At 66.3% G+C, this 22,202-nt stretch carries 25 protein-coding genes; 20 read left to right on the top strand and 5 right to left on the bottom strand.

Annotated features, from left to right (window positions below):
- Positions 1 to 110 precede the first annotated feature (110 nt).
- The 10 genes from fliI (at position 111) to fliR (ending at position 7,831) form a co-directional block, all read left to right on the top strand.
- The gene (gene fliI, locus SMCB_RS01300; protein ID WP_045537352.1) at positions 111 to 1,523 is read left to right on the top strand and encodes a flagellar protein export ATPase FliI; all 1,413 of its coding nucleotides are present in this window, start codon (positions 111 to 113) and stop codon (positions 1,521 to 1,523) included.
- A complete protein-coding gene (gene fliJ, locus SMCB_RS01295) occupies positions 1,520 to 1,990 on the top strand; it encodes a flagellar export protein FliJ (RefSeq protein ID WP_045534496.1) in 471 nt (156 codons plus the stop codon). Before fliI ends, fliJ begins: the two co-directional genes overlap by 4 nt.
- On the top strand, positions 1,987 to 3,306 hold the full coding sequence (locus SMCB_RS12600) for a flagellar hook-length control protein FliK (protein ID WP_045534494.1): 1,320 nt from the start codon (positions 1,987 to 1,989) through the stop codon (positions 3,304 to 3,306). The genes fliJ and SMCB_RS12600 overlap by 4 nt, the downstream gene beginning before the upstream one ends.
- A 165-nt stretch (positions 3,307 to 3,471) precedes the next feature.
- Positions 3,472 to 4,014, top strand: coding sequence for a flagellar basal body-associated FliL family protein (locus SMCB_RS01285; protein ID WP_052468366.1), 543 nt, complete (start codon positions 3,472 to 3,474; stop codon positions 4,012 to 4,014).
- Between the two features lie 47 nt (positions 4,015 to 4,061).
- Positions 4,062 to 5,063, top strand: coding sequence for a flagellar motor switch protein FliM (gene fliM / locus SMCB_RS01280; RefSeq protein ID WP_045534492.1), 1,002 nt, complete (start codon positions 4,062 to 4,064; stop codon positions 5,061 to 5,063).
- Entirely contained in the window at positions 5,056 to 5,466 is a 411-nt protein-coding gene (fliN, locus tag SMCB_RS01275) for a flagellar motor switch protein FliN (RefSeq protein WP_045534487.1), read from the top strand. The genes fliM and fliN overlap by 8 nt, the downstream gene beginning before the upstream one ends.
- Before the next feature lie 45 nt (positions 5,467 to 5,511).
- The gene (locus tag SMCB_RS12075; RefSeq protein ID WP_052468365.1) at positions 5,512 to 5,934 is read left to right on the top strand and encodes a FliO/MopB family protein; all 423 of its coding nucleotides are present in this window, start codon (positions 5,512 to 5,514) and stop codon (positions 5,932 to 5,934) included.
- A gap of 23 nt (positions 5,935 to 5,957) precedes the next feature.
- The gene (gene fliP, locus SMCB_RS01265; protein WP_420834902.1) at positions 5,958 to 6,731 is read left to right on the top strand and encodes a flagellar type III secretion system pore protein FliP; all 774 of its coding nucleotides are present in this window, start codon (positions 5,958 to 5,960) and stop codon (positions 6,729 to 6,731) included.
- 36 nt (positions 6,732 to 6,767) lie between these two features.
- On the top strand, positions 6,768 to 7,037 hold the full coding sequence (gene fliQ / locus SMCB_RS01260) for a flagellar biosynthesis protein FliQ (RefSeq protein ID WP_045534483.1): 270 nt from the start codon (positions 6,768 to 6,770) through the stop codon (positions 7,035 to 7,037).
- Between the two features lie 26 nt (positions 7,038 to 7,063).
- Positions 7,064 to 7,831: a flagellar biosynthetic protein FliR gene (fliR, locus tag SMCB_RS01255; protein WP_045534481.1), complete on the top strand. Its 768-nt coding sequence runs from the start codon at positions 7,064 to 7,066 to the stop codon at positions 7,829 to 7,831.
- A 38-nt stretch (positions 7,832 to 7,869) separates the two neighbouring features.
- On the opposite strand, the gene SMCB_RS01250 is transcribed toward fliR, so the two are convergent.
- Together SMCB_RS01250 and SMCB_RS01245 are read right to left on the bottom strand one after the other, a co-directional pair.
- A complete protein-coding gene (locus SMCB_RS01250; RefSeq protein ID WP_045534479.1) occupies positions 7,870 to 8,499 on the bottom strand; it encodes a response regulator in 630 nt (209 codons plus the stop codon).
- 5 nt (positions 8,500 to 8,504) lie between these two features.
- Positions 8,505 to 9,596 carry a hybrid sensor histidine kinase/response regulator gene (locus SMCB_RS01245; RefSeq protein WP_231851218.1) on the bottom strand — a complete coding sequence of 364 codons (1,092 nt, stop codon included), beginning with the start codon at positions 9,594 to 9,596 and terminating at the stop codon, positions 8,505 to 8,507.
- 299 nt (positions 9,597 to 9,895) lie between these two features.
- On the opposite strand from SMCB_RS01245, the gene SMCB_RS01240 reads away from it, so the two are divergent.
- The 6 genes from SMCB_RS01240 (at position 9,896) to SMCB_RS01215 (ending at position 15,676) form a co-directional block, all read left to right on the top strand.
- Positions 9,896 to 10,291: a hypothetical protein gene (locus tag SMCB_RS01240; protein WP_045537347.1), complete on the top strand. Its 396-nt coding sequence runs from the start codon at positions 9,896 to 9,898 to the stop codon at positions 10,289 to 10,291.
- 68 nt (positions 10,292 to 10,359) lie between these two features.
- Complete coding sequence (locus tag SMCB_RS01235) at positions 10,360 to 10,722, top strand: response regulator (protein WP_045534477.1); 363 nt, start codon at positions 10,360 to 10,362, stop codon at positions 10,720 to 10,722.
- Positions 10,723 to 10,791: 69 nt separating this feature from the next.
- On the top strand, positions 10,792 to 13,071 hold the full coding sequence (locus tag SMCB_RS01230; protein WP_045534475.1) for a chemotaxis protein CheA: 2,280 nt from the start codon (positions 10,792 to 10,794) through the stop codon (positions 13,069 to 13,071).
- Between the two features lie 25 nt (positions 13,072 to 13,096).
- Positions 13,097 to 13,933: a CheR family methyltransferase gene (locus SMCB_RS01225; RefSeq protein WP_045534473.1), complete on the top strand. Its 837-nt coding sequence runs from the start codon at positions 13,097 to 13,099 to the stop codon at positions 13,931 to 13,933.
- 6 nt (positions 13,934 to 13,939) lie between these two features.
- Positions 13,940 to 14,566 (top strand): chemoreceptor glutamine deamidase CheD, encoded by a 627-nt coding sequence (gene cheD / locus SMCB_RS01220; RefSeq protein WP_045534471.1) that lies wholly within the window; start codon positions 13,940 to 13,942, stop codon positions 14,564 to 14,566.
- 15 nt (positions 14,567 to 14,581) lie between these two features.
- Positions 14,582 to 15,676 carry a protein-glutamate methylesterase/protein-glutamine glutaminase gene (locus SMCB_RS01215; protein WP_045534470.1) on the top strand — a complete coding sequence of 365 codons (1,095 nt, stop codon included), beginning with the start codon at positions 14,582 to 14,584 and terminating at the stop codon, positions 15,674 to 15,676.
- Between the two features lie 28 nt (positions 15,677 to 15,704).
- On the opposite strand, the gene SMCB_RS01210 is transcribed toward SMCB_RS01215, so the two are convergent.
- Positions 15,705 to 16,493 (bottom strand): hypothetical protein, encoded by a 789-nt coding sequence (locus SMCB_RS01210; protein ID WP_144400219.1) that lies wholly within the window; start codon positions 16,491 to 16,493, stop codon positions 15,705 to 15,707.
- Positions 16,494 to 16,696: 203 nt separating this feature from the next.
- Here SMCB_RS01210 and SMCB_RS01205 point away from each other — a divergent pair, with 203 nt between their 5' ends.
- From SMCB_RS01205 to SMCB_RS12070, 4 genes are all read left to right on the top strand, one after another.
- Positions 16,697 to 17,632: a branched-chain amino acid transaminase gene (locus SMCB_RS01205; protein ID WP_045534466.1), complete on the top strand. Its 936-nt coding sequence runs from the start codon at positions 16,697 to 16,699 to the stop codon at positions 17,630 to 17,632.
- Between the two features lie 76 nt (positions 17,633 to 17,708).
- Positions 17,709 to 18,362, top strand: a complete 654-nt coding sequence (locus SMCB_RS01200) for a class I SAM-dependent methyltransferase (RefSeq protein ID WP_052468364.1) — start codon at positions 17,709 to 17,711, stop codon at positions 18,360 to 18,362.
- A gap of 3 nt (positions 18,363 to 18,365) precedes the next feature.
- Positions 18,366 to 19,277, top strand: coding sequence for a glycosyltransferase family 2 protein (locus SMCB_RS01195; RefSeq protein WP_045534464.1), 912 nt, complete (start codon positions 18,366 to 18,368; stop codon positions 19,275 to 19,277).
- Positions 19,274 to 20,569, top strand: coding sequence for an O-antigen ligase family protein (locus SMCB_RS12070; RefSeq protein WP_082027151.1), 1,296 nt, complete (start codon positions 19,274 to 19,276; stop codon positions 20,567 to 20,569). The genes SMCB_RS01195 and SMCB_RS12070 overlap by 4 nt, the downstream gene beginning before the upstream one ends.
- Before the next feature lie 29 nt (positions 20,570 to 20,598).
- Here SMCB_RS12070 and SMCB_RS12065 read toward each other — a convergent pair whose 3' ends face one another.
- A complete protein-coding gene (locus SMCB_RS12065; RefSeq protein ID WP_052468362.1) occupies positions 20,599 to 21,318 on the bottom strand; it encodes a hypothetical protein in 720 nt (239 codons plus the stop codon).
- 186 nt (positions 21,319 to 21,504) lie between these two features.
- Positions 21,505 to 22,059, bottom strand: coding sequence for a GspH/FimT family pseudopilin (locus tag SMCB_RS01175; RefSeq protein ID WP_052468361.1), 555 nt, complete (start codon positions 22,057 to 22,059; stop codon positions 21,505 to 21,507).
- Between the last annotated feature and the right edge of the window lie 143 nt (positions 22,060 to 22,202).

Genomic DNA, 22,202 nt, shown 5'->3' with positions numbered 1-22,202 from the left:
AAGCCCCTGAACTCCAAGCCCCTGAACTCCAAGCCGCTGAACCCCACGCCTTTGAACTCCTGGCCGCAGCGCCCCCAAGCCCGGCGCTGCCGCCGCGCTGGGCAAGCTTCATGGCGCTGGCGCAGCAAGCCGCCACCCAGCACACCGCGCTGGAAACCAGCGGCCGGCTGATGCGCTTGGCCGGTTTGGTGCTCGAAGCCCAAGGCGTGCGCGCGCCGGTGGGTTCGCAGTGCGTGATCGACACCCCTGGCGAACCCGACAGCGCGGTGCTGGCCGAGGTGGTGGGCTTCAACGGCGACCGCGCCTTCCTGATGCCAGCGGGCGACGTGCAAGGCCTAGCCAGCGGCGCGCGGGTGCGCCAGTTGCCCCCCTACCGGCCACAGCCGCGCCTGGGCGACCCACTCAAGCCGCAGCCCCCCAACGACCGTGGCGTGCTGCGCCTGCCGCTCGGTGCCGGGCTGCTGGGCCGGGTGGTGGACGCGCGCGGGCAACCGCTCGACCACCAAGGGCCGCTGCGCGCGGTGGCCATAGACCCGCTCGAGCGCAACCCCATCAACGCCATGGAACGCGCCCCGGTGCGCCAGCCGCTCGATACCGGCGTGCGCGCCATCAACGCCTTGCTCACCGTCGGGCGTGGGCAGCGCATCGGGCTCTTTGCCGGCTCCGGCGTGGGCAAAAGCGTGCTGCTGGGCATGATGGCGCGCTTCACCCGCGCCGACGTGATCGTGGTCGGCCTGATCGGTGAGCGCGGGCGCGAGGTCAAAGAGTTCATCGAAGACATTCTGGGCGCCGACGGGCTGGCGCGCTCGGTGGTGGTGGCGGCACCGGCCGACTCGCCGCCGCTGCTGCGCCTACAAGGCGCGCACTACGCCACCGCCATCGCCGAGCGCTTTCGCGACGACGGGCTCGACGTGCTGCTGCTCATGGACTCGCTCAGCCGCTACGCCATGGCGCAGCGCGAAATCGCACTGGCCATCGGCGAGCCCCCGGCCACCAAGGGCTACCCCCCGAGCTGCTTTGCCAAGCTGCCGCAACTGGTCGAGCGCAGCGGCAACGCCGCCCAGGGCAAGGGCTCGATCACCGCTTTCTACACCGTGCTCTCAGAAGGCGACGACCAGCAAGACCCGATCGCCGACGCCGCCCGCGCCATTTTGGACGGCCACATCGTGCTCTCGCGCAGCATGGCCGAATCCGGCATCTACCCGGCGATCGACATCGAGGCCTCGGCCTCGCGCGTGATGCACAACGTCACCAGCGCTGCGCACCAGCAGTGGGCGCGGCGCTACCGCCAGCTCTATGCCCGCTACCAAAAAAGCCGCGACCTGATCCAGCTGGGCGCTTACGCCGCCGGCAGCGACCCGGAAACCGACCGCGCCATCGCCCTCTTCCCGGCCCTGCAGCAGTTTTTGATGCAAGACATGCGCGAACAAGCCCCCTTCGAGGCCAGCGTGCAGCAGTTGGCCCAAGCCATAGGCGAAGCCGCCCCCGGGCGCGGCACCCACTCCTTCAACGCGCAACCATGAAAACCGCAGAGCAAGATTTGAGCGTGGTGCTCGACGTCGCACTGCGCAAGCGCGACCAGGCCCTGCAGGCGCTGGCCCAGATCCAGCACGAGCAACGCCAGGCGCTGCTGCAGCTCAACCAACTGCAAGGCTACTGCGCCGAAACCCACGTGCGCTGGAGCGAGCGCGCGGCCAACGGTTTCGACGGCGTGCAGTTGCACACCCACCGGGTGTTCATGGGCAAACTCGAGCACGCGCAAAACTACCAGCAAACCGTGTTGGAGCAGATCGCGCACCGGCTGCAGCAGGGCCAGCAAAGGGTGTACGAGGCCGAACGCGAGCTGGCCAGCCTGCGCAAATTTCAGCAGCGCCGCCACCAAGTTTGGCTGCTGCAGCAGCAACGCAAAGAGCAAAAGAGCAACGACGAAATGGCTGCCGTGCAACACCGCCTGCACGCCGATTCGCACCCTTGGAGGTCCACGCCATGAGAACCGATTCCCCCCAAAGCCCGCGCACGCCCGAGCCCGCGCCGCGCCGCACCGCAGCGGCTGCGGCAGCCTCGGCGGCGACCCCAGGCACACCCAAAGCGGGTGCCTCAAGCTGCGCCTTTGCCGCCATGTTGCTCGCTGCCGACGCAGGCCACGAGGCTCAAGCCCCGGCACCCCTGGCCCAAGCCGACCCCAAGGCCAGCCCAGACCCCGAGCTCTCTCAAGGCAAATCCAGCGACCCCGCCACCACCGTCCAGGCGCCGCCGCGCTCAGACCCGGCCGAATCCACCGCACTCATGGCCCGCCTGGAACCCAAAGCCAACGGAACACCGGCTACAGCACCTACCCCAGCCACTCCGGCTGCACCGGATGCCCAGGCCACCACAGCAGCGCCTGCCGGTCCCGCAAGCGCCGAAGGCCCTGCGGGCCGCAAAGCCGGGGCCACCCAAGCCTCAGCCGCATGGGTATCCACACTGGCTAGGGCGCGCGCCTCAGCCGGCGCCAATGCCGGCGCTGCGGCAGCGCCCAAGCCGGGCGCCGAACTGCCCGCCGCCCCCAGTGCCAACTTCCTGGCTGCGGCAGGTCCGGCTGCAGCCGCTGCCCTGCGTTTTGCGGCACCCGCGGCCGGGTCGGCCGCAGTGGCCACCCAGTACGCCTGGGCCAGCACCGATTCCGCCGCCGGCATGGCAGACGAAGCCGGCGCCACCGCGTTGACCACCGCAAGCTCCAGCGCACGCTCCGACGCCGGCTCCCGCGAGGGTTCGGGCCAAGGCACACGCGGCGGCGACGCCGCCCAAACCTGGGTCGACAACCAAGCGTCAAGCGCGAGCGCGGGCGAAGCCTCGGCGGTCGGCGCAGAGTTTGGCCAACTGCTCGAGCAGCAGGTTGCGGGCCAGGGGCTAGAGGCGGTCCTAGAACCCCTCAACCAGCACATCAGCCTATGGCTGGCCGGGCAGGTCAAACGCGCCAACTTGGTGCTGCACGAGGGCTTGGGCCAACCGCTGGAAATCGGCATGCAGCTCGACGGCAACCAGGCCCGGCTCGACTTCCTGACCGACGACGCGGCGCTGCTCGAAGCCCTGCAAGCCCAGGCACCAGAGGCCTTGAGCGAACTGCTGGGTCAGAGCGGGCTCGAACTGGTGGGCCTGTCGATCGGCTCGCGCGCCTCGGGCCAATCGGACCGCCCGGCGCAGCCGCGCCCTGAATGGGCTCAGGCCCGTTCCGATGGGGCCGAGCAAGCCGATTCGGCGGCCCAAGCGCCCACGCTGCAATGGCAACTGGGTGCCGGTCGTGCCGGCCTGAGCGTGTACGCCTGATCGACGTGCGGCAGTAAATCGCAAATAGCCGGCCCAAGCGCCTGCTTTTCCTGCTCAAGCCGGCGCCGTCGGCCCGGCACAATAGCCGTGACACAATAAGGCGGTCTGCGGATTCGACCGAATCCGCGCGCTCTTTGTGCTTGCTAGAACCTAAAGGCAAAACCCATGGCTGCCAAACCCTCCGCTTCTGCACCCGCCGCCAACGCCGACGCGGCACCGGCCAAACCCAAGAGCAAAAAGCTGCTCATCATCATTTTGGGTGCTGTGGCGTTGCTGCTGGTTCTGGCGGTGGCTGCTTTTTTCCTGCTGCAGCCAGCGGCTGAAGAAGAACTGGGCCCCGACGGCCAGCCACTGGCGCCCGCTGCCGCTGCCGCCCCGCAGGCACCCCCGGCCTTTTTGCCACTTGAAAACATGGTCGTCAACTTGGCCGACCCGGGTGCCATGCGTTTTGCGCAGCTCGGCGTCACGCTGCAGCTGGCCGATGCCGCCACTTCGGCGCGCGTCACCGCCTTCATGCCGGCGATCCGCAACGGCATGTTGCGCCTGGCAGCCCAGCGCAGTGCCACCGAACTGCTCACCCCGGCCGGCAAAGACGCGCTGGCCGCTGACATCTTGGCCATGGTGCGCGAAACCACAGGCTTGCCCGATCGGGGCACCACCCCCAGCCCGGTGCAGGCGGTGTTGTTCACCAGCCTGATCGTGCAGTAAACCCGCCGTCCTTTGCAGACACCTCAACCGCCCCGCATACCCGCACCATGAGCGACGCTTTTTTGTCCCAGGACGAGATCGACGCCCTGCTCGAGGGCGTCACGGGCGAGAGCCAAAAACTCGCCAAAGAGGAGGTCGACTCCGGCTCAGTGCGCGGCTACGACCTCTCCAAGCAAGAGCGCATCGTGCGTGGGCGCATGCCCACCATGGAGGTGATCAACGAGCGCTTCGCCCGCAACCTGCGCGTCGGCCTGTTCAACCTCATCCGGCGCAGCCCCGAAATCTCGGTCGGCACGGTGCAGGTGCAAAAGTACAGCATGTTCCTGCGCGAGTTGGTGGTGCCGACCAACTTCAACATCATGGCGGTGCGCCCGCTGCGCGGCAGCGGCATGATCGTGTGCGAGCCCACGCTGCTGTTTGGTGTCATCGACAGCCTGTTTGGCGGCAACGGCAAGTTCCACACCCGCATCGAGGGGCGCGACTTCTCCCCCACCGAACAGCGCGTCATCAACCGGCTGGTCGACGTGGTGTCGGAAGAATACAAAAAAGCCTGGAAAGGCGTCTACCCGCTCGAACTGGCGTATCAGCGCTCCGAGATGCAGCCGCAGTTTGCCAACATCGCCACCCCGAGCGAGATCGTCATCAGCACCAGCTTCACGCTCGAAATCGGCGACATTTCCGGCTCGCTGCACCTGTGCATCCCCTACGCCACGCTGGAGCCGATCCGCGATCTGCTCTACTCCACCTCGCAGGGCGACTCGATGGAGGTGGATCGGCGCTGGGTGCGGCTGCTGGGCCAAGAAATCCAGTCGGCCGAAATCGAGCTCTGCGCCGAATTGGCGCGCACCCGCACCACGGTCGAGCAGTTGCTGGCCATGAAAGTGGGCGACTTCATCGAGCTCGAACGCGAGCGCGTGATCGAGGCGCGCGTCGATGGCGTGCCGGTGCTGCAGGCCGAGTACGGCACCCACAACGGCAAATACGCCCTCAAGGTGGTGCAATTGCGGCGCGAGCAATCGTCCACCTGGCACGGAGATCAACATGAGTAACGAGCAAGACCCCAACGACGCCATCGCCGACGACTGGGCGCAGGCACTGCAAGAGCAATCCACCAAGGGCGCGACCGATGACTTGGCCGCCGGTGCGCCGCACTTCGATGCCAGCCCTAGCAGCGCCGTCAGCAGCCCCAACGACATCTCGATGGTGCTCGACATCCCGGTGCAGCTCTCGGTCGAGCTCGGCCGCACCAAGGTGCCGATCAAATACATCTTGCAGCTGGCACAGGGCTCGATCGTCGAGCTCGACGCGCTGGCCGGCGAACCCATGGACGTGCTCGTCAACGGCTACCTGATCGCCCAAGGCGAGGTGGTGGTGGTGAACGAAAAATTCGGCATCCGCCTGACCGACATCGTCACCCCCTCGGAACGGCTGCGCCGCCTAAGTCGAAACTAAGCCGTTGAGATGCCGACCGCGGCTGTGCCTGCCTGAACCCCTGCCATGAACCAATCGATCTTTACCGCCATGCTGCCGGCCTTGGGCTTGCTGCTGGTTATGGCGCTGCTGGCTTGGGGCGTGCATTGGGTGCGCAAGCGCATGACCCCAGCAGGCAGCGGCTTGGGCGCCGATCTGCGCTTGGTGTCGCAGCTCATGGTGGGGCCGCAGCAGCGCGTGGCGGTGGTCGAAGTCAACGGCCCCACCGGCCCGGTGCAGCTCACATTGGGCATAACGCCGCAACACATCAGCGCCCTGTACGTGCAGGGCTTGGATGCCCCTAGGCTGCTTGCGACCGCGCCCGCTGCCGCCCACGCCGAGACCTTTGCTGCCGCCATGGCCGCAACCACCCCGCCCGCCCCCGAAACCCTGTATCAAAAGCTGGCGCGCTCGCTCAACCGCCCAACCCCTGCGGAGCCCCGCGCGTGAAAACTGCCTCCCCAAGGGGCTGGGTGCGCGCTGGCGCCCAGGCGGCGCTGGCGGCGCTGCTGTTGGGCGGTTGCGCGCTGGCCTTGGCGCAGGTGGCGCCGCCCGCTGCCCCCGCCGCACCCCCAGGCGCGTTCCCGATCCTGATCGGCCAAGGCGCGGGCGGCACCAGCTTCTCGGTGCCCATTCAAACCCTGCTGTTCTTCACCGCGCTGTCGTTTTTGCCGGCGGTGCTGCTGATGATGACGGCCTTTACGCGCATCATCATCGTGCTCTCGCTGCTGCGCATGGCGCTGGGCACGCAGGCCGCGCCGCCCAACCAGGTGCTGGTCGGGTTGGCCTTGTTCCTCACCCTGTTCGTCATGGCGCCCACACTAGACCGCGTGCACGCCGAGGCCTACCAGCCCTTCACCCGGGGTGAGATCAGCTTCGAGCAGGCGGTGCAGCGCGCCGAAGCGCCGATGCGCGAGTTCATGAGCAAGCAAACGCGCCAGTCCGATTTCCGCATGTTCGCCAACCTGGCCGGCTTGGACGAAAACGTGACGGTGCAAAACGCCCCTTTTCGGGTGCTGGTGCCGGCCTTCGTCATCAGCGAGCTCAAAACCGCCTTCATGATCGGCTTTTTGATCTTCATTCCTTTTTTGGTGATCGACCTGATCGTGGCCAGCGTGCTGATGTCGCTGGGCATGATGATGCTCTCGCCGGTGCTGGTGGCGCTGCCCTTCAAGCTGATGTTGTTCGTGCTGGCCGATGGCTGGAACCTGCTGATCGGGTCGCTGGCGGCGAGCTTCGTGGTCTAGCTGCGCCCATTTTATCCAAAAATTGATAAAAACGCCATGGATACCCAAGCCACCCTCGCCGTCGGGCAAAACGCCCTGTTCATCCTGCTGGCGGTCTCGGCCCCGCTGCTGGCGGTGATACTGGTGGTCGGGCTGGTGGTGAGCCTGTTTCAGGCGCTGACGCAGATCAACGAAGCCACGCTCTCGTTTGTGCCCAAGATCGTGGCGGCGGTGGTGGTGTTTGCGGTCGCGGGGCCGTGGATGCTGACGACGCTGGTGGACTTTCTGCGCCGCATCCTGCTCTCGATCCCCGAGTATGCGGTCTAGGCGCAGGGGCAGCCGTGGACGGCCCCATGATCACTTTCACCGAGGCCCAGATCATGGCCTGGGTGGCGCCCATCTTCTGGCCTTTTTTGCGCATTTTGGGTGTGTTCGCCAGCGCCCCGATTTTTTCCTCGCGCTCGGTGCCCATGCGCCTCAAAGTGGCGCTGGCGTTTTTGATCGCGGTCTGTATCCAGCCGGCCCTGCCCGAGCCGCCCATGCTCTCGCTCACCAGCCCCGAGGCGCTGGCGGCGGTGATCCAGCAACTGGCCATCGGCATTTCGATCGGGCTGGCGGTGCGCATCGTCTTTGCAGCGGTGGAAATGGCGGGCGAGATCATCGGCTTGCAGATGGGCCTGAACTTCGCCGGCTTCTTCGACCCCGCCACCAACGCCGCCTCGAGCCCGGTCGGGCGCTACTTCGGCAACATGGCCATGTTGTTGTTCGTCGTGCTCAACGGCCACCTGATGCTGATCATGGCGGTGGCCGCCAGCTTTCACACCTTTCCGGTGGGGGGCGACATGCTGGCGGTGGTGCAAACCATGCGCCTGCACGAGCTCGGGGGGCTGATCTTTTACTACGGCCTGTGGATCGCCTTGCCGATGATCGGCATGCTGCTGTTCGTCAACCTGGTGCTGGGCATCATCACGCGCATCGCGCCGCAGATGAACGTGTTTGCGATCGGCTTTCCGCTCACGCTCTCGGTCGGGCTGGTGGGCATCGCCTTCACGTTGCCGCTGCTCGATCAGCCGGTGTTGCAGCTCATGCGCGTGGTCACCGACCTGTTCATGGGCGGCTAAAACATGGGCTGCTGAAGGGCGGTTGTGCCTGCCTCGCGCTACACCAGCTGGTTGCGGATCGCATAGACGGTGAGTTCGGCGTTGTTGCTCAGGCCCAGCTTTTCCAGCGTGCGGGCGCGGTAAACGCTCACCGTTTTGGGGCTGATCATCAGCTCCTCGGCGATCTGCGCCAGCATTTTGCCCGAGGCGATCAGGCGCAGCGTCTGCAGCTCGCGCTCCGACAGAATGTCGTGCAGCTGCGCCGCCTCGGGCGCGCTCAGGTGCCTGGCCAGCAGCTCGGCCACCTCGGGCGTGATGTATTTGCGCCCCTGCGCCACCGTGCGCACCGCCGTGAGCAGCGCCGCCGGGTCGCCACCCTTGTTGAGGTAGCCCATGGCTCCGGCCTTGAGGCAGCGCAGCGCGTACTGGTCTTCGGGGTACATCGACACCATCAGCGTGCGCAGCGGCGCCGGCTCCAGTTGCAGCGCCGACAAAATCTCTAGGCCGCTGCGCCCGGGCAGATCGACGTCGAGCAGCAGCACGTCGGGGCGCTGCTGGCGCAGCAGCTCGCGCAGGCTGGCGTAGCCGTCGGCTTCGCCGATCACGCGCACATCGGTGGCCTCGGCCAGCGTGTCGCGCACCCCGCGGCGCAGCATGGCGTGGTCGTCACACAAAATTACTTTAATCATCGAATTCATTTCCAGTCTGTGGCTTTTGCGTCGGCCTGCGCCCCAGCCAGAGGCAGCGACAAAATCAGCGTCAGGCCCTGCCCCGGCGCCGTAACCACGTCGATCCAGCCACCGGCCCCCTGCGCGCGCTCGCGCAAACCCAGCAGGCCAAAGGACTGCAGTTTGGCCAGTTCGGCGGCGCTGGCGCCGCGGCCGTCGTCGCTCACCTCGAGCGTGAGCACGCCCTCGAGGTCGCTCAATTCCAGCCGCACCGACTGCGCCTGCGCGTGTTTGAGCACGTTGGTCAGCGCCTCTTGCGCGGTGCGATAGACCACCATCGCCCGCTGCGGATCAACCGGGGCGCGCAGCGTGCCCTCGAGCCGCAGCGCCAGCCCGGTGCGCTCGGCAAAGGTGTGCACCAGCCACTGCAAAGCCGGCTGCAGGCCTTGGTCCAGCACCGCCGGGCGCAGGTTGCGCATCAGGCGCTGGCTGGCCAGCAGCGCGTGCTCGGTCATTTCCAGCGCCGCGCGCACGTGCGCCTGCGCCTCGGGCTGCGGCACGTGCCGCCCGAGCCACGCCAGATCGAGCTTGACCGCCGCCAGCGCGCCACCGATGTCGTCGTGAATTTCGCGCGCGATGTCGGCGCGCTCGCGCTCCAGCCCGAGCTGCAAATGCTCGGTCAAATCCACCAGGCGACGGCGCGATTCGGCCAGCTCGGCCTGCGCCTGCGCCTGGGCCCGGCGCGTGGCGTGCAGCTCCAGCGCCCGCTGCAAGGCCGCCGGCAGGCGCGCCAGCCGGTTTTTGTCCACGTAGTCGCTCGCCCCGCGCAGCAGCGCCTCGGCCACCGTGGCCTCGCCGATGGCCCCCGAGACAATCACAAAGGGCAGCTCCAGCCCCCGCGCCTGCAACCAGTCCCAAGCCTGCAGGCAGCTGAAGCCCGCCAAGTGGTAGTCGGCCAACACCGCATCCACGCCACCGGCTTCGATCTGCGCCGCAAATTCTTCCAGCGTCTCGACCAGCGTCAGGCGCGCTTCAAAATCGGCCCGCTGCAGGCAGCGCCGCAGCAACTCGTGGTCGGCGGGGTTGTCTTCCAAGTGCAGCAGATGCAGCTCAGCCAAGGAACACCCCGCAATCGAAGCTTCCGCGACCGACCAATAAGCGCATCGCCAACGCCCTAGCGGGCCACGAAGCAGGGGTTTTTTGCATTTACTGAAACAACGGGTGGGTGCAGTCTGGAGTTTATACCCCCGGCGCAGGCTAATATACGGGATCAAGCAACCGATCTGACACCCAAGCGCCGCACTCGCCTATGCCTACCACCCCAACCGCCACGCACGAACACCGACGCTGGCCGCGCGAGGAGTACACCTGCGTCGAGCCCTTTCCCGTTGTCCCCAGCGACGAGCCGGTGGTCCAGATGTCGGTGTCGGTGCTGGCCGACCTGCAAGACTCGCTGCTGGTGGCCATGAACGACCTCAAGCGGCTCGAAGGCTTGCTCGACCACGCCACCGCCAACTTGCTGGACCGCTTCAACAGCGCCTTGCTCACAGTCGAGCAGCTGCCCGATGCCGACCAGCGCAGCGCGCTGCAGGCCAACCTGCACCAGGCCGTGACCGAGTTGCAATTTCACGACATGTCTTCGCAGCTGCTGGTGCACATCGGCAAAATGCTCAAGGGCTGCGCCTACGTCTTGGCCGATCAGGCACTGGAGCCCGACGCCGACGAAACCGGTCTGGTGGTGACCCACATGCCGCGCAACCCCAATCCGGTCACGCAAAGCGAGATGGACGCCGGTTCGGTCGAGCTGTTCTGATCACCGCTGCAGCGCAGCCCGATACCCACAACGCAACCCCACCCCACACCACTCCAAGGCACTTCCCCATGCACTCGATCCTTGCCGTTGACGACTCGGCCTCCATGCGCAAGATGGTTTCCTTCACCCTGGTCAGCGCCGGCTTCAAGGTGGTGGAGGCCATCGACGGCATCGACGCCTTCGAGAAAGCCCAAAAGCAAAGCTTCGACCTCGTGCTCACCGACCAGAACATGCCGCGCCTCGACGGCATCGGCCTGACGCGCAAACTGCGCGAGCACCCGCACTTCAAGTCCACCCCGATCCTGATCCTGACCACCGAATCGAGCGACCAGATGAAACAGGCCGGGCGCGCCGCCGGGGCCACCGGCTGGCTGGTCAAGCCCTTCGATCCCAGCCGCCTCATCGAGGTGATCCGCAAAGTGATCGCCTAAACCAGCCGCGCCCGAATCCCCCCGCAGCCCCTCTGCGCCCACAACCGCATCGAACGAGACATTCAGACCATGGCAGAAGCGAAAAACGACGCCTTCGACCTGACCCAGTTCTACCAGATCTTCTTCGAAGAAGCCGGCGAGAATCTGGAGCAGATGGAGCAGCAGCTGCTGCAGCTCGACCTCGACACGGTGGACGACGAGGAGCTCAACGCCATCTTTCGTTGCGCCCACTCGATCAAGGGCGGCGCCGCCACCTTTGGCTTTGAAGACGTGGCCGAGCTCACGCACCAAATGGAGGGCCTGCTCGACAAGCTGCGCCGCCACGAGCTCAAGCCCACCGCGCCCATGGTCGATGTGTTGTTGGAGTCGTCCGACGCGCTCAAGGGCCTGCTGGCTCGACACCAAGGCACCGGCGGCGCCGCGCCCGAAACCACCGCTCTGGTGCAGCGCATCCGCGTGCTGGCCAGCGGTGCGGCGCCTGCGCCTGCGCCAGCTTCCGCACCGGCCAAAGCCCCGGCCCCCACTCCTGCCCCGGCCCCGGCCCCTGCTCCCGCTCCCGCTCCGGCCGGCCCGGCTGGCATGCCAGCGGCCAGCGCCCCCGGAGCCCTGCGCCAATTGCAAGCCGTGATCGGACCCTTGAGCGACATCCGGCTGGCTGACCCGATCAAAGACCTGTTTCGTGAGATCGTGGGCTTGGGCCAAATCTGCGCTGAGAGCGAACAAGACGGCTGCCGCGTGTACGAGATCGAAACCACCAGCAGCGATGCCGACTTGATCGACCTGTTCGCCTTCCACGTCGCCAAAGACGCCATCCGTTTGCAAGCCAGCCCAGGCACCACGGGCCACAGCAGCGCCAGCCACAACACCCCAAACCCGGCACCGGAAAGCTTTTCCGACGTCATCGAGCAAGGTTACGGCCTCTTTGCCGGCGCGCCGGGCAGCCCGGTGCCGGGCAGCAGCGTCACGGCCAGCGGCGCCACGGTGCCCGAGCCCGATCTGGTGCAGGGCTACGGATTGTTTGCCGGCGCGCCGGGCAACCCGCTCACGCCGCAAATCCATGCCCAGACCCTGCTGCAAGAAACACCGCACGCCAGCGGCGCCGACAACGGCCCCGATGCCAGGCCGGCCGAAGCCAGCAAAGCCGCTCGCCCAGCGACCGCTGCCGCCATGGCCGCCCAGCCCGAGGCCACCACGCTGCGCGTGTCGGTGAGCAAAATCGACCAGCTCATCAACCAGGTGGGCGAGCTCGTCATCACCCAAGCCATGCTGGCGCAAAACAGCCGCGCCCTCGATGCTGGGCTGAATCAGCAACTGCTGGCTGGCTTGGCCGACCTCGAGCGCAACACGCGCGACTTGCAAGAGTCGATCATGTCGATCCGCATGATCCCGATGTCGGTTGTCTTCAACCGCTTCCCGCGCATGTTGCGCGACCTGGCCAGCAAGCTAGGCAAAAAAGTCGATCTCGTCACCCAAGGCGAAGCCACCGAGCTCGACAAGGGCCTGATCGAAAAAATCACCGACCCCCTCACCCACCTGATCCGCAACAGCTGCGACCACGGCATCGAACTGCCCGCCGACCGGTTGGCGCGTGGCAAGCCCGAAACCGGCACCATCACCCTGAGCGCGGCGCACCAGGGCGGCTCGATCCTGATCGAGGTGCGCGACGACGGCAAGGGCCTGTCGCGCCAAAAACTGATCGACAAAGCGCGCTCCAAGGGCATCGACGCCCCAGACGACATGAGCGACCAAGAGGTCTGGCAGCTCATCTTTGCGCCCGGTTTTTCTACCGCCGACGTGGTCACCGACGTCTCGGGCCGCGGCGTGGGCATGGACGTGGTGATGAAAAACATCGCCTCGCTGGGCGGCACGGTCGAGCTCGATTCGGCCGAGGGCTTTGGCATGAGCGTCAAGGTGCGGCTGCCGCTCACCTTGGCCATCATGGATGGCATGACAGTGCGTGTATCCGACGAGGTTTACATCCTGCCGCTGTCGTCGGTGGTCGAATCGTTCCAGGTCGAATCCAACACCATCAACACCGTGGCGCAAAACTCGCGTCTGGTCAAGGTGCGCGAAGAATACATGCCGGTGATCGAGATCGACCGCACCTTTGGCGTGCCGCGCCAAGCGGGTGATGCCAGCGCCAACAGCATCATGGTGGTGATCGAATCCGATGGCGCCCGGGTGGCGCTAATGGTCGATGAGCTGCTCGGGCAGCAGCAGGTGGTGATCAAAAACCTCGAATCGAACTACAAAAAAGTGCCCAATGTGTCTGGTGCCACCATTTTGGGCGACGGCAGCGTCTCGCTGATCCTCGACACCTCGACCTTGGTGCGGCGCTCGCGCCACTAAAACCCAAACCTTTGCTCGCCCCCAAATGAACGACGCCAGCGCCGCACCACAAAGCCGGGAATTCACCTGGACGGCGGCCGACTTCAACCGCATCAAAGACCTGATCTACCGTCATGCGGGCATCAGCCTGCACGAGGGCAAGCAGGCCATGGTCTACAGCCGCATCTCGCGGCGGCTGCGCGACACCGGTCACCGCAGCTTTGCCGACTACATCAAGTGGCTCGAGACCCAAGGCGATGCCGACGAGTGGCAGGCCTTTGTGAACGCGCTGACCACCAACCTGACTTCGTTTTTCCGCGAAAACCACCACTTCGAAGAACTCGCTCGGATGGTGCGCGAGGCCCCGCCCGGCCACGAATGGAAAATCTGGTGCTCGGCCGCCTCCACCGGGGAAGAGCCCTACTCGATCGCCATCACCCTGGCCGACGCGCTCGGCCTAAGCGGGCGCTTTCAGATCTGGGCCAGCGACATCGACACCAAAGTGCTGGCCACCGCCGCGCAAGGGGTTTACAAGCTCGAGGGCCTGAAAAACCTCAGCCAGGCGCAGCTGCAGAAATACTTTCTCAAGGGCAAAGGCGACAACGCCGGGCTGGCGCGGGTGCGCCCCGAGCTGCAGCGGCACATCGAGTTTTTCAGCCTCAACCTGATCGAAGACAACTGGAGCCTGCGCGAGACTTTTGACGTGGTATTTTGCCGCAACGTCATGATTTACTTCGACCACGCCACCCAGCGCCAGGTGCTGACGCGCATGCACCGCCTCATCAAGCCCGGCGGCATGCTGTTCGTGGGGCATGCCGAGAACTTTTCCGACCTCAAGTCCCAGTTCGTCCTGCGCGGCAAAACCATTTACGAAAAAGTCTGAAGCCCCATGCACCGCAGCCTCGAATACTTGCAGACCCTTAAAACCCGCGCGCGCCGGCCGGGCGAAGCGTCGTTTTTCTTTCACGACCAGAACTTCAAGTACAACGCTGCCAAGGTGCTGCCGGGCGAGTACTTCGTGGCCCAAGAAGACTTGGTCATCATGACCGTGCTCGGCTCGTGCATCGCCGCCTGCATCTGGGACTCGCGCTTGCGCATCGGCGGCATGAACCACTTCATGTTGCCCGAAGGTGGCGCCGACGCCTGCGGCCGCTACGGCTCCTACGCCATGGAGCTGCTGATCAATGAAATGATCAAAAAGGGCTCGACGCGGGATTACATGCAGGCCAAGGTGTTTGGCGGCGGCGCGGTGATCGCGGGCTTTACCACCATGAATGTGGGTGAGCGCAACACCAAGTTCGTGCTCGACTATTTGGCCACCGAGCGCATTCCGGTGGTGTCCAAAGACGTGCTCGACATCTACCCGCGCAAAGTGGTGTTTTTCCCCGTGACCGGCAAAGCCATGGTCAAGCGCCTGGCGCACGCCCACCCCGACACGCTCGAAGCCCAAGAGCGCCAAGGTGTGGCCACCAAAGTGGTGCAGTCCACGGCCGGCGGTTCGGTCGATCTGTTCTAAGGCTGGTAAACCCCCATGGCAAAAATCAGAGTGGTGGTGGTGGACGATTCGGCGCTGGTGCGCAGCCTGCTCACCGAAATCATCAACCAGCAGCCCGACATGGTGTGCATCGGAGCGGCCAACGACCCGCTGCAAGCGCGCGAGATGATCCGCGAGCTCAACCCGGATGTGATCACCCTCGACGTTGAAATGCCCAAAATGGATGGGCTCGAGTTCCTTTCGCGCCTCATGAAGCTGCGTCCGATGCCGGTGGTGATGGTCTCGACCCTGACCGAGCAGGGCGCCGACACCACCTTGCGCGCGCTCGAAATGGGGGCGGTCGATTTCGTCGCCAAGCCGCGCATCGGCGTGAGCAGCGGCCTCAAAGCCCTAGGCACTGAGATCGTAGAAAAAATCCGCATCGCGAGCCAGGCGCGCGTGAGGCGCCACGTGGCAGCAGCCCCCACGCCGACTGCGGTGCGCACGCCCGAAGGCGGCACCAGCGCCGCCCCCAACGCAAACAGCTTTAGCCGCCTGTCGACCGAAAAAATCATCTGCATCGGCGCCTCCACCGGCGGCACCGAGGCGATCAAGGAAATTCTGGTCGAATTGCCAGCCGACGCCCCCGCCATCGTCATCACCCAGCACATGCCGCCGGGCTTCACCACCAGCTTTGCGGCCCGGCTCGATTCGCTGTGCCGCATTCGCGTGCAAGAGGCGGTCGATGGGCAGCGCATCCTCCCCGGGCACGCCTACATTGCGCCCGGCGGCAAACAGTTTTCATTGGCGCGCAGCGGCGCCAACTACGTGGCGGTGGTCGATGATTCACCGCCCGTGAACCGCCACAAGCCATCGGTCGAGGTGCTGTTCAAATCCTGCGCGCGCGTGCTCGGGCCCAACGCCATCGGCGTCATGCTCACCGGCATGGGCGGCGACGGCGGCGCGGCCATGAAAGAAATGCTCGACGCCGGCAGCCACAACATCGTGCAAGACGAAGCCAGCTGCGTGGTCTTTGGCATGCCCAAGGTGGCCATTCAGCACGGTGCTGCCAGCGAGGTGCTGCCACTCAAAAGCATCGCCAAGGCGCTGCTGGAGCGCTTGCAGAGCGCCGGCGTGCGGCACCGAATTTAAGTGCAGCCTTAGGCTGCCTGCGGCCGCGTCAAATCAGGCGATCGACGTTGACACCGGCACTGGGCGGCAGCGGCAACGACGAGGTGAGCTGGTAATTCTCGGCGGCGGCTTCGAGCGCGCGCTCGATCGGTGTAGGCTGCGCCGGGGCAAGCAATTCGGCGCGCCGCTGCGCCGCCTCGCGCGCTTCTTCGCCGATCAACTGGTCGGCGGCAAAGCGGCTGGCACTCCAGACATTGGGCAGCAGATCGCGAATCTGGTTGGCCCGGGCCTCATCGACCGGGTTCGGTGGCGGTGGCGGCATCTGACCTTCGATCGCCTGCGTCTGCCGCGCGTCCTGCGTGCGCGTGCGCTCGGTGCGTTCTTGCTCTGCGCGTTGTGGATTCGGGGCCAGCTGACCCAAGCCCAGTGCGGCACGGTCTGGTTCTGCCGTGCCTTGTTCTGGAATCCGCTGCTCAGACAGCCCCTGCTCTGCTGCCTGAGCAGGCACCGCGAGCGCTTGTCGTTGCGCTACCACGGAAGATGCCATATGGGCCGTTGCCACGCTGGCTTGAAAGTTGAAGCGCTCGGGCGCCGCCGCGTTGTCGTACATGTTGGCGCGCAGTGCCTGGTCGGTCGGGTTCACCGGGGGCAGCGACGGCGGGGCGTACACCGCCTGAGTGCGCGAACCCTCACCGGCCGGCGCCACCGGCGCATTCACCCCTTGGTTGCGCGGCGACACATGTTCGCTGGCGCGGGCGGGTGTGGTGGGCTGCACACGCGCCGACACCGGCCCTTGGGCTGGCACAGGAGCTACGGCTACAGATGAGATGTTCAACATGGCAGACTCCAAGACGGGTGAGCGCCGGACGGACTCACGGCATTCAAGTGGTATTTCGGCCACCGAAGCCCAAACTTTAGGCCCTTAGCGGTTTTTTGTGCCCGCCCGGCTGCAGCCAGAAAACCCACCGGCCTGCCGCGCCAGCCGATTAAAATGGCTGCGCAGCCCAACTCTTACACCTCCAAGCAAGCGAGACCCCGCCCATGAACGCCCCCCTGCCCCTGTCTGACCGCGACGGCAAAATCTGGCTCGACGGCCAGCTCATCGACTGGCGCGATGCCAAAGTGCACGTGCTCACCCACACCCTGCACTACGGCTGCGGCGCCTTCGAGGGCCTGCGCGCCTACGCCACCGCCGACGGCCCGGCGATCTTCAGGCTGCAAGAGCACACCGAGCGCCTATTCAACAGCGCCAAGATTTTGCGCATGAAAATCCCGTTCACGCCCGAGCAGGTCAACGCCGCGCAGTGCGAAGTGGTGCGCGCCAACGGCCTGGCCAGCGGCTACCTGCGCCCGCTGACTTGGATCGGGAGCGAAAAACTCGGCGTCAGCCCCAAAGGCAACCGCGTGCACCTGATGGTCGCCGCTTGGGCCTGGGGCGCGTATCTGGGCGAAGAAGGCTTGCGCCGCGGCATCCGCGTCAAGACCAGCAGCTACACCCGGCACCACGTCAACATCACCATGACGCAGGCCAAGGCGGTGAGCAACTACACCAACAGCATTTTGGCCAACATGGAAGCCACCGACGACGGCTACGACGAAGCGCTGCTGCTGGACGCCAGCGGCTTTGTCAGCGAAGGCGCGGGCGAGAACCTGTTCATCGTCAAAGGCGGCCAGATCTACACCCCCGACCTATCCGCCGGCGCGCTCAACGGCATCACGCGCAACACCGTGTTCCACATCGCGCGCGACCTCGGCCTCGAGGTCGTGCAAAAGCGCATCACGCGCGACGAAGTCTATATCGCCGACGAGGCCTTCTTCACCGGCACCGCCGCCGAAATCACCCCCATCCGCGAGCTCGACCGGATCGAGATCGGCTGCGGCAGCCGCGGCCCGATCACCGAACGCATCCAGAGCGCGTTCTTCGACATCGTCAGCGGCCGCAACCCCGACTACGCGCACTGGCTGACGGCGGTTTGAGGCTAGGCTGTCGCGCCTAGACTGCCTGCAACCCGACCCAACCGCTGGCCCCACCCCACACCCCATTAGCAGCACCATGAACCCCCCCAGCCCCGCGACGGCTGACCGGCCGGGCACTGGATCGGACACGTCCACACAGCGCCGCCACCTCGACCTCGGCTGTGGCACCCGACCGCGCAACCCCTACGCGGCGCCGCTGCTCTACGGCATCGACATCCGCTCCGGCTTGCAAGCCCCCGGCGTACAAGCCATCGTTGCAGCCAACTTGGCGCTGCAAGCCATCCCCTTTGCCGACGCGCAGTTCGACAGCGTCTCGGCCTACGACTTCATCGAGCACATTCCGCGCGTGGCGCTCGACGTGGCCAGCGGCAGCAGCCGGCTACCATTCATCGAGCTGATGAACGAAATCTGGCGCGTACTCAAGCCCGATGGCCGCCTGTACGCCGTCACGCCGCTGTTCGACCACGAAAAAATGTGGCGCGACCCGACCCACGTCAACCCGATCACGCCCAAGACCTGGCGCTACTTTTGCCGCCCCGAACTCGGGGCGCGCATGTACGGCTTCAAGGGCGAGTTTGAGCAGCTGCGCCAGACCCGCTGCCGCTTCAAGCGCGACTACGAACCCGCCCGGCCAGCGCTGGGCGGCTGGCTGGCTCGCGGCGCCGACCGCCTCACGGGCCAAGCCGCGCACCTGGTCTGGGAGTGGCGCGCCCTCAAGCCGCCGCACTAGCGCATGGCCGCCGCTGCCGACCCGCGCGCCCTGCTCGAGCAGGTCACGCTCATCATGGTCACCCACCACAGCGCCCACTGCCTGGCGCCGCTGGCCGGCGCGCTGGCGGCGCTGCCGCACCTGATCGTGGTGGACAACGCCAGCGCCGACGGCACCCGCGCCGAGCTGGCACGCACCCTGCCGCAGGCGCTGGTGTTGGCCAGCCCCAGCAACCTCGGCTTTGGCGGCGCCAACAATTTGGCCCTTGAGCGGGTGCAGACCCCTTATGCCTTGCTCTTCAACCCCGACTGCGCCCTGACCGAAGCCGCCGTGCTTGCCCTGATGCAAGCGGCCCAGCGCTGGCCCGAGGCGGCGCTGCTGGTGCCGCAACTGCTCGACGCGCGCGGCCGGCCAACCCTCAATTACGGCTGGCCGCGCCACCTCTGGGCCCCGAGCGGCCCAGCGGCCGATGCCCCGTGTTGCGTGGGTGCGGCGTGCGGTGCCGTGATGCTGCTGCGGCTGGCGGCCTTGCGCCCCATCGGTTTTTTTGACACCGGCTTCTTTTTGTACTACGAAGACGACGACCTGTGTGCGCGCCTGCTGGCTGCGCGCCTGCCGATCGTGCTCGAGCCCGCCATCCGGATCGCGCACCACTCGCGCGGCTCAACGCGCTCGCCCACCCCTTGGCGCAGCGAGTACGCGCGCGGGCTGCACCACGCCCAGTCCAAGCTGCGTTACTTGGCCAAATACGCCGGCGTGCCCGCGGCGCAGCGCAAGCGCCAGCGTGCCTTGGTGCTGGCGCTGGCGGCCTTGCTGCTGCGGCTGCTGCTGCCGGCACCGCGCTTGGTGGCGCGCGCCTTGGGCCGCTTGGCTGGCCTGTGGCGCTGGCGCGCCGACGGCTTCGTCAAAGCCCCCGAACCCCATCCCGCGCCATGAATCCAGCCCCCCCAAACGCCGCCCTTGGCGCTACCCCCAGCGCTGCAGCCACCCCCAGCCACCGCGCCGCCGGCTCTAGTCGCAGCATCGCTTGGGTGGCGTGTGCGCTGGGCGCTTTCACCTTTTTTCCGGTGGGCTTGAGCTACCTCGGCTTGCTCGTGCTGCTGCTGTTGCTGCTGCTCGATCGGCCGCAGTGGCAGGCGCGCTGGCAGCAACTGCGGCCGTGGCTGTGGCTGCTGCTGCTGCCGCTGCTGTGGGCGCTGCTGGTGCTGGCCACCCAGGGCTGGCACGAAGACAGCGCCTCGCGCCTGTTTCACCTGCTGCGGGTGGCGCTGGTGCTGGGCTTGGGGCTGATGTTGCTGCCCGCCGAGCGCTGGTACGCGCTCTATGGCTTGCTGGCCGGGGCCGTTTTGGCCAGCGCCCTGCTGCTGCTGCACCAGGTCTGGCCGCTGCCCGACGCCGCGCTCTGGCGCGCCTTGGTCAGCGGCACCACGGGCAACAGCACGAGCCAAAAGTTCATCCTGCTCGCTGCCGCCGCCGCTGCCGCGCTCTGGCTGGCGCTGCAGCCGGGTTTGCGGCCTGCGCAGCGGGCGCTGGCGCTGCTGGGCTGGCTGCTGTTTGCCGCCATGGTGGCGATTTTTGGTGTTTCGCGCAACGCACAACTGCTGTTGCTGCTGCTGCCGCTGGCGGTGTTTGTGCTGCGCTGGCACAGTTGGCGGCCGCTGTTGAGCGCTGCGGTGGCTCTGCTGCTGGGCGCGCTGCTGGTCTGGCAGTTCAGCCCCACGGTGCAGCCGCGCTTCGAGCAAGCCGCGCAAGAGGTGCAGCACTTTGCCGCCACCGGCAATTTTGACGGCAGCACCAGCGTGCGTCTGCGCATGTACCAGCACGCCCTCGAGGGCATGGCCGCGCAGCCGCTGCTGGGCACCGGCTTGGGCAGTTGGTTGCCCAGCTGGCGCGCTACCATGGCCGAGGTAAACCCAGCCATGGGGGAAATCAACAACCCGCACAACGATTTTTTGCTCACCGGCATGGAAAAAGGCGTGCCTGGCCTGCTGTTGCTGCTGGCGCTGCTGGCGGCCTTGGGCTGGCACAGCCTGCGCCAGCGCGGCGACCCCCTAGCCGGCGTGGCCCAGCTGCTGCTCTGGACGCTGCTGCTCACCACCCTAGTCAACGCCCCGTTTCGCGACGCCAACCTCGGGCTGTCGCTGCTTTGGCTGCTGGCGGTTTGCACCTTGGGCAGCCGCCCCGTGGCAGCTTCTGCCTCAACCCAGCCGGTATCGCGCTCGATCTGAAGCCCCGCAGGGCACGCCCGCCCCGCCAGCTACATCCGTGCCCGCAGCGCCTTGAGCCAGCTCAGCAACCGGTAACGCCAACTGCGCACCCGCACCCGGCCGGGCCGGGGGTTGTCGATGCGCAGCTCTTCGGGTTTGGGGCGGCCATGAAACACCAGCACGGCGGGCGCGGGCTCGATCCAGTCCATGCGGTAGCGCAAGTCCACCTTCCACGAAGCCGCCAGATTGGGGTGCAGCTTTTGCAGGCTGCCGCTCACCAGGCCGCTGTCGCGGATGAAGTCTTGGTCGCCCCAGCCTTTGGCGCCCGAATAGGCTGCGATATGGCCCTGCACATCGAGCAAAAAGTCTTCCAGAATCGAGCCAAAGTTGCCGTTGACCAGCATCAGGCTCGAGTTGTAGTCGTGGCCCTTGAAGCCGCGCAGCAGCCACAGCCCAGGCGGTGCGTCAACCAACGGGTTGCGCGTGATCACCACGTCGAGGTCGAGGTACAAAAAACAGCGCTCAGGCAAGGCAAAGATTTCGAGCTTGGAAAACCAGCCCGGCAAATCGTGGCGCAACGGCCGCAACTCGACGCCCTCGGGCATGCTCGGCAGGTCGCTCAGGCAGATCAGGCGCGCGCCGGGCGCATGGCGCCGCAACTGGCGCTGCAGCGCCTGCACCTGCGCCACGCCGTATTCGCCACCGCTCTTGCAGACGCAGACCACGGTGTCGCACAGGCGCCTGATCGGGTTTAGCGGGGTTGCAATCATGTTCAGGGCACCAGCGGCTTGGAATCTCAGGGAGTTGGGGGTGGGGTGTGCAGGCTTGGAGCAGGCCAAGATTGTGGTCGGGATTTTGGCACAAGGCCCGGCGGGTGCGGCATGAACAAGGCAGCCAGAAAGCTCAGGTCGATGCACAGACCGGCGCCAGGCAGCTGCCGCACAAGCTTCCACCCCTCAAAGGCATGAACCGACGGTGCTCTGTTGCAAGCGAGGGCGCCCGCTGCGGCTGATCACGATCTGCTGCGCCGGGCTCGAACTGGCGCCGGCACGGCAGACGGTGATGGTGCCGGCCTGAAAGGCGCCGCTGACCAATTCGGTATGCCCCTGAGGCATGTAGGAGACGTAGCGCATGACCGGGGTGTTGCCTCGCACCCGCACGCCTGGCGCGACCGCGGCCCAGACCTGCAGCACCGCTTCACTCGCATCGCGTTGTGCATTGTGGTTGGGGTCGGCAAACAGGATCCAGCCTTGCGACCAATCGCCAGCTGGCGCGCAGCCGCTGCCGTCTGGGCTGCGGCACAAAACCATGCGGCGACCTTGGCGGATGGCTTCGCTGCGCGTGAGCGCCAACGCAAGCCAAATGTCCCTGGCAGCCGTGCTTTGGCGCTGGTTGAGCACCATCTGCCCCAGCGCCGGAGCAGCCAGCGCCGCCAGAATGGCCAGCAACCCCAGCACCGCCAACAACTCGATCAACGTCACCCCCGCCCCAGCCGTGCGCATGCGCTTCATCTGCCCTCCCTTGTGTTTGGGGCCAGTGTAGGCCAGCAAGAAAAGCGGCACAAGCCCCCACCAGGCTCATACCTCTTTTGCAGACTACAGCAGGGCGATCCTAGACACGCACCAGCGCATGGGCCGACACCGTCCGCGGCCTA

This window comes from Serpentinimonas maccroryi, assembly GCF_000828915.1.
GTDB lineage: Bacteria > Pseudomonadota > Gammaproteobacteria > Burkholderiales > Burkholderiaceae_C > Serpentinimonas > Serpentinimonas maccroryi.
The sequence above is the reverse complement of the archived record's forward strand: the minus strand, read 5'-3'. Positions and strand labels throughout refer to the sequence as shown.